Source organism: Streptomyces sp. NPDC001514 (assembly GCF_053597075.1).
In genome coordinates this window covers 1-6,702 of record NZ_JBSFHO010000075.1, presented here as the reverse complement: position 1 = coordinate 6,702, position 6,702 = coordinate 1, and the positions used below count along the sequence as shown (strand labels likewise).

5 protein-coding genes are annotated in these 6,702 nt (G+C 70.0%); 3 read left to right on the top strand and 2 right to left on the bottom strand.

Annotated elements, in window-relative coordinates; all coding sequences use genetic code 11:
- Nucleotides 1–175: 175 nt before the first annotated feature.
- Nucleotides 176–739 carry a hypothetical protein gene (locus ACWCXB_RS36395; protein WP_450728761.1) on the bottom strand — a complete coding sequence of 188 codons (564 nt, stop codon included), beginning with the start codon at nt 737–739 and terminating at the stop codon, nt 176–178.
- Nucleotides 740–944: 205 nt separating this feature from the next.
- Nucleotides 945–1,709, bottom strand: a complete 765-nt coding sequence (locus ACWCXB_RS36390) for a bestrophin-like domain (protein ID WP_450728759.1) — start codon at nt 1,707–1,709, stop codon at nt 945–947.
- Nucleotides 1,710–2,393: 684 nt separating this feature from the next.
- Here ACWCXB_RS36390 and ACWCXB_RS36385 point away from each other — a divergent pair.
- From ACWCXB_RS36385 to ACWCXB_RS36375, 3 genes are all read left to right on the top strand, one after another.
- A complete protein-coding gene (locus ACWCXB_RS36385; RefSeq protein ID WP_450728757.1) occupies nt 2,394–3,359 on the top strand; it encodes an SCO0930 family lipoprotein in 966 nt (321 codons plus the stop codon).
- A 210-nt stretch (nt 3,360–3,569) separates the two neighbouring features.
- Nucleotides 3,570–4,382, top strand: coding sequence for an SAM-dependent methyltransferase (locus ACWCXB_RS36380; RefSeq protein WP_450728755.1), 813 nt, complete (start codon nt 3,570–3,572; stop codon nt 4,380–4,382).
- A complete protein-coding gene (locus ACWCXB_RS36375; protein WP_450728753.1) occupies nt 4,382–6,550 on the top strand; it encodes a putative bifunctional diguanylate cyclase/phosphodiesterase in 2,169 nt (722 codons plus the stop codon). The genes ACWCXB_RS36380 and ACWCXB_RS36375 overlap by 1 nt, the downstream gene beginning before the upstream one ends.
- The last annotated feature ends 152 nt before the right edge of the window (nt 6,551–6,702 follow it).

Genomic DNA, 6,702 nt, shown 5'->3' with positions numbered 1-6,702 from the left:
TGAAGCGGAATGCCGTGACCGGACTCACTTCCCGTACGGCCCCTCCCGCCAGTCGCCCCTTGTGCTGGTCCTGGGCTCGGGGCGACGGGCTTGTGCTGTGCGGTTGTTGCTGTGTGGTTCTTCTCTTGGTTGCTTCTGCGGAGTGCGGGATGTCGCGGGGGCGGTGGCGGGACGCTCAGTGGAGACGGTTTCCCAAGTGCCTGCGCACCACGTAGAAGACGCCGCCCGACGCGACCAGCACGAGCACCGCACCGGTAATGATCTCGCCGGCGTTCATCCTCTCGATGCTGCCGCCGAGGCCGCCTCTGACTCCCTGGGGGGAGGCGGCGGCGGCCGTGGCCGTTGTCGAGCGGGTCGTCGCGGCGCTCGTGCCGCCGGCGATGGTCAGATCGGTCGTCCCCGACTGGCCTCGGCAGGTGAACGTCACCGAGTACACGGCGCCACGTCTGGCGTCCGAGTCGACCGTCGCCGTGCCCGTGAGGCCCGGCGGGATGGTGACGGTGTCGAAGACACCGGAGGAGGCCGTGGCCGAGGTGTTGCAGCCGGACACGGTCAGGGTGACCTGCCCGCCAGGGGCGACGGTCGAGGGTGAGACGGAGAACGAGAAGGGCTGCTTGCGTGGTGCCGCGGGGGCGCCGCCCGCGCCGTCGGCACCGGCTGCGGCTGTCGCCGCGGAAGTGGTGAGGGCGAGGGCGGCCGCTCCCAGCAGAGCGGCAGACGCGACGGGTATCGCGCGCATGATCAATCCTCCGGGTCCCCGAGGAGCAGCTGCGGAACGGGTTTCCACAAAGGCAGGGAATGCACCTCGATACCCGGAACGCTAGGAGCGCACTATCACACCCGCGATCTCAGACGGGCGAATGGGGCACGCGTGTCACCCGGGTGGCGGAACGGCATGGGTATCGGCGGTACGCCACCCGGGTGCCTCGGACGTTCATGAGGCGTCATTCGTGGATCTGTGGGAAGAGGGCGATGAACGGATCGGCCGTGGCTGAAATGCCACGTCCGAACGGTGCGTCGAAATCCCAGATCAGAAAGAGCAGGAAGGCGATCAGTGCGCTGAACAGCCCGGCGAGAAGCAGTTCCCGGAAAGTCCGGCGAATCTGGAGCGTAAAGATCAGGCCAACGGTTACCGCGGCGCCCGTGATCAGTCCGAACCACACCACGCCGGGCATCGTCGCCCCGATGCCCTGGCCTCTGGCGCCCCTGGCGTCGTCGGCCGCCGCGACCTGGTCGACCATGGGTTGGTACGCCTGTCCCTCGTGGTCGGTCTTCGGCACGTAGTCCGTGACGTCCCGCCGCACCTGCGCGAGGAGTTGGTCGCCCCGGTCGGTGAGGGTGCCCTTCTCGATCATGACGGGCCACTCGTCGTTGACGACATGGCTGACGTAGGCGTCGACACCGTCCCGGATGCGGGTGCGGACCTCGGCCGGATACACCTCGGCGCGGACGTGCACCTCGTGCAGCGCCTGGGCCTCGTGGCGCACCGACTCCTGGGCCGCGCTGCGCGCCTCCCAGACGCCCGCGATGGCCAGTCCCAGCACGATGGCGTACACCACGCCGATCATCATCGTCATGTACTCGATGACGCAGGGGGTCTCCGACGGGTCGTCGTCCTCGCCGATGCGGCGGTGGTTGATGACCGTGATGGTCAGGACGACCGCGCAGGCGGCGGCCATCGCGATCGTCAGTACGGCCCATTCCGACACGGATACCTCCGGAGGCTAACGGGAGCGGGGGCGCAGGAAGGCCGCGGCGAGTACCGCGGGCGCGGTGACAAGGAGCGTGAGGGACACGAGGGACGGACCGCTCCGCGGTTCCTCGCGCTGCGGTCTGCGGTAGTGGGGGAGTGCGACCGGGCTCGGCGAAGGAGGCTTCGGCCGTACGGTCGGCGAGGGCGACGGAGGCGGAGGCGGGGGAGGTGGTGGCGGAGGCGGCTCGGGCTCTACCCGTGGAGGCGGAGGCGGAGGCGGTGGTGGCTCGGGTGGCGGCGGGGGTGCAGGCTTTGGGGCGGGCGACGGGCCGGCCGTACAGTGGCCGCTGCCCGCGACCGCCACGGCGGAGGCCGAGCCGTCGCCGCCGATCGAGGCGTACGAGCAGTTGTCGGCAAGGGCGGGCACCGGGGCCGCCAGTGACCAGGCGAGTGCGGCGGCTGACAACAGCCGCCCGACGAGCGATCCGTACACGCCCGTGAGCATGATCCACAGGAGTGCCCTGCACGCCCGAACGGGTGCCGATTCGCCTGATGGTGGGGTTGTCGGCGGACCGCGTTTGCGGATCTGGAAGATTTTTCCGGATCCCTTTGAACACTGCACGCCCTCCCGCTCGTACTAAGGACCATCAACGGGCGCACCCCAGGCGCCACAACAGGACCGGGCACAACGGGAGTTGACATGAATACCTGGCGTAACGCCTCGCTCGCGGTGACTGCAGCGGCCGTACTCGCGCTGACGACGGCGTGCGGTCAGGAGCAGGGCACGACAACACCCAATGGTCAGGCGGTCGGTGCGGCCAATCCCGTACAACAGCCGGCCGCCGACGGGTACGGCTCCGGTTCCGGGTACGGATCCGACGCCGCGGCCGCCCCCAAGACGGCGGGACAGCTCGCCGTCGTGGACAGCAAGAAGCTCGGCAAGGTCCTCACCGACAGCGAGGGCTTCACCCTCTACCGCTTCGACAAGGACACCGCCAGCCCGGCGAAGTCGAATTGCGAAGGCGAGTGCGCGAAGGCATGGCCCATCGTGGCGGCCGGCGACGTCACCGCCGCCCCCGGCACCGACGATTCGGTGATCGGCGAGGTCACCCGGCCCGACGGCAGCAAGCAGCTCACCATCGGGGGCTGGCCGATGTACCGGTACGCCAAGGACACCAAGCCCGGTGACGTCAACGGCCAGGGCGTGGGCGGCACCTGGTTCGCCTCGGCCCCCGACGGCAAGAAGGCCGCCCCCGGCGGTGCCGGCGACGGCGGGGAAGAGGCCGGCGGCGAGCCCGCCGACCTCGCTGGCCTCTCCGTCCGCAAGGACCCCAAGCTCGGCGACATCATCGTCGACAAGAACGGCATGACGGTCTACCGCTTCAAGAAGGACTCGGCCTGGCCGATGAAGACCGCCTGCACCGGCGCCTGCCTGGAGAAGTGGCCGGTGGTCTCGCCGGTCGACAAGAACGACGCCGAGGGCATCCTCAAGAAGGGCTTCGTCACCTTCGACCGGCCCGACGGGATCCAGCAGCAGACCATCGACTGCTGGCCGATCTACACCTACTCCGGCGACTCCAAGCCCGGTGACACCAACGGCCAGGGTGTGGGCGGTACCTGGTACGCCGTATCGCCCCAGGGCAAGCTGGTCGGAGCGCCCAAGTAGGCCCCACGCAGCGCTTCCGGCCCGACGGCCCGTCGTTCACGCCCCCCGCGTGACGGCGGGCCGGCCGCACGTGCCCACGGCATGTGTGACCAAGAACGGACCGGTAATTTCCGTTTCTGCTCGCTCATTTGGCGGGCGATCAGTAGCCTCGGCTCGAACACCGGCCATTTGCATGGCCGTACGTCCCGTGGCGACTTGTTGGAGATATCAATGGAGCGTCCCGCCTGGGCCCCGCCGGGCATCGACATATCGGTGCCGAGCGTGTCCCGCATTTACGACTACTACCTGGGCGGCTCGCACAACTTCGAGGTCGACAGGGAAGCGGCGCGCAAGGCCATGGAGTTCGTCCCCGGCCTTCCCAAGATCATGCAGGCGAACCGGGCCGTGATGCGCCGCGCCGTGCACCACGCCGTGAGCGAGGGCATCACCCAGTTCCTCGACATCGGCTCGGGCATTCCGACGTTCGGCAATGTCCACGAAGTGGCCCAGGAGGCCAGCCCGGGGGCGCGCGTCGTGTACGTCGACCACGACCCCGTCGCCGTCGCGCACAGCCAGGCGGTGCTGGAGGGCAACGAGAACGCCGGCATCGTCCGCGCCGACCTGCGCAAGCCGCACGAGATCCTCGACAGCCCCGAGGTCGCCGAACTCCTCGACCTCGACCGCCCCGTCGCCCTGCTGCTCGTCTCCGTCCTTCACTTCATCGAGGACGCCGACGAACCGCAGCGCGCCGTCGCCGAGCTGCGGGACGCCCTGGCGCCCGGCAGCCTCGTCCTCGTCACGCACGCCTCTTACGACGGCATCCCCGTCCCCGAGGAGCGGGTGGGCGGCGCGGTCGGCGTCTACAAGGACATCCGCAACCCGCTGATCATGCGCACCCGCGAGGAGATCGCGCGGTTCTTCGACGGCTTCGAGCTGGTCGAACCCGGACTGGTGCACATGGCGGACTGGAGGCCCGAGACGCCGGCCGAGCAGGAGGACCCATACGCCTTCTCGGGCTTCGCAGGGGTGGGGCGCAAGGCGTGATGCCGCCGTCGCAGGCACCGGGGCCCTCGGCGGGCCCGGACGGCCTGGAGGACAGACTTCAGCGGTTCGCGACCATCTGGAGCCGGGCGATCTTCCCGGTGACGGCCACGTCGCTGACCAGAGCCGAGTTCGAACAGCATCTGCTGCCCCTGGCCAGGCAGTTGAGCGACGCGCTGCACGCGCGTCCCCTCGAGACCGCAGCTGCGCAGCGGGTCGGAGCCGCCCTCGTCGATGCGCACTGCACCGACCCGGACGCGCTCAGCCGTACCCTCGGCGTCGTCGATGCGTATCTGGTCCTCTACTGCGGAAACGACCAGGAGTCCGCCGAGGACAGCCGCGCCCGCTGCGCCCGGCTGCAGCACGCGCTGGCGGCCGGCTACGCCCATGCGCTGCGCGAGCGCACCCTCACCGAGCAGGAGGCCATTGCCCGGTCGGCGCTCGCGGCGCGCAGCGACGCCATGCAGGCCCTGCACGCGACCGAGACCCGCTTCCGCGCGGTGTTCGAGGGTGCGGCCGTCGGCATCGGCATCGCCGACCTCGAGGGCAATGTGCTCGAGGTCAACGACACCCTGACCCGGATGTTCGGCGGACTGGAACACCACGTCCGCGGACGCAAGGTCAGCGAGTGGTCACACCCCGAGGACCGGCCGCAGGTCTGGGAGCTGTACGAGGAGCTCGTACGCGGCGACCGCGAGCACTTCCGGGTCGAGAAGCCGTTCTACCGCAACGACGGCACCGTTCTGTGGACGAACCTGACGGTGTCGCTGCTGCGGGACGCCGAGGGCAAGCCGCAGTACCAGCTGGCGCTGATGGAGGACACCACCGAGCGCCGGCTGCTCAACCTCCGGCTGCGGTACGAGGCCACGCACGACGCACTCACCGGACTGCCCAACCGCACGCTCTTCTTCGAACGGCTGGACAAGGCGCTGGCCGCCGGAGAAGGGGCCCGCTTCGGGCTCTGCTACCTCGACCTCGACGGCTTCAAGGCGATCAACGACAGCCTCGGGCACTCGGCGGGGGACCGGCTGCTCGTCGAGGTCGCCGACCGGCTGCAGAGCTGCGCCACCGCGCCCGGCGAGATGGTGGCCCGCCTCGGCGGCGACGAGTTCGTGGCGCTGACCACCGGCGCGGACACCGCCCGCGAGGTGCGCGAACTCGCCGCCAGGATCCTCGGCGTACTGGCCACGCCCATCATGCTCGACGGCCGCGAGATCAGCGTCCGGGGCAGCATCGGGATCGTCGAGGGGGCGGCGGGGGAGCAGACGTCCGCGGAGGTGCTGCGCAGCGCCGACATCACCATGTACCGGGCCAAGGCGGCGGGCGGCAACCGTTTCGAGTTCGCCGACCCGGAGGCGGACGCCCGCGCGATCACCCGGCACGGGCTGACCATGGCGCTGCCGGCGGCACTGGAGCGCGGTGAGTTCTTCATCGAGTACCAGCCGCTCGTACACCTCGGCGACGGCAGTGTGTACGGGGCGGAGGCGCTGGTGCGCTGGTGCCATCCGCAGCACGGGGTGCTCGGTCCTGACCGGTTCATCCCGCTCGCCGAGCACACGGGCCTGATCGTGCCGCTGGGCCGCTGGGTGCTCCAGGAGGCCGTGAGCCAGGCCCGGTTCTGGCACGAACAGGCCCCGATCGGCGGGAGCGCACGGCCGCTGCGGATCAACGTCAACCTGTCGCCGACCCAGCTGCACCACCCCGGACTGGTCGCCGATACGGTGGACGTCCTGGAGCGCTCGGGCCTGGAGCCGCGGGCACTGTGCCTGGAGGTGACCGAGTCCGCGCTGATCGGCGCGGACGAGGACCTCCTCAAGCCGCTGCGGCAACTCGCCGAGATGGGCGTCGACATAGCCCTCGACGACTTCGGCACCGGGTACTCGAATCTGGCCAATCTGCGGCGGCTCCCGGTGAGCGTCCTCAAGCTCGACCGCTCCTTCACCCAGGGCATGCAGCGGCACCCGGCGGACCCCGTCGACATCAAGATCGTCGAGGGCATCGTCTCCCTGGCGCACAGCCTGGAACTCGCGGTCACGGTGGAGGGCGTCGAGACCGGCGCCCAGGCGGAGCAGCTGCGTGAACTGGGCTGCGACACGGCCCAGGGCTGGTACTACGCCCGCCCGGGCCCCCCGGACCGCCTCCACGCGCTGTCCTTGGCGGACGCGGTGTAGGCCCCGGCGAGCGCGCTGCCGCCCGCGGGTCGCGGTGATCCGGGCCGCGGCCGGGGGCGGGCGGGGCCGGGGGCGCCGCCCCGCGGGGGTGGGGGGGCGGGGGGGTGTTTTTTTTTTTGTTGTTTTGGTTTTTTTTTTTTTTTGTTTTTTTT

Coding starts and splice junctions, on each gene's coding strand:
- ACWCXB_RS36385 (WP_450728757.1), top strand. CDS start 2,394: ATGAATACCTGGCGTAACGCCTCGCTCGCGGTGACTGCAGCGGCCGTA.
- ACWCXB_RS36375 (WP_450728753.1), top strand. CDS start 4,382: ATGCCGCCGTCGCAGGCACCGGGGCCCTCGGCGGGCCCGGACGGCCTG.
- ACWCXB_RS36380 (WP_450728755.1), top strand. CDS start 3,570: ATGGAGCGTCCCGCCTGGGCCCCGCCGGGCATCGACATATCGGTGCCG.
- ACWCXB_RS36395 (WP_450728761.1), bottom strand. CDS start 739: ATGCGCGCGATACCCGTCGCGTCTGCCGCTCTGCTGGGAGCGGCCGCC.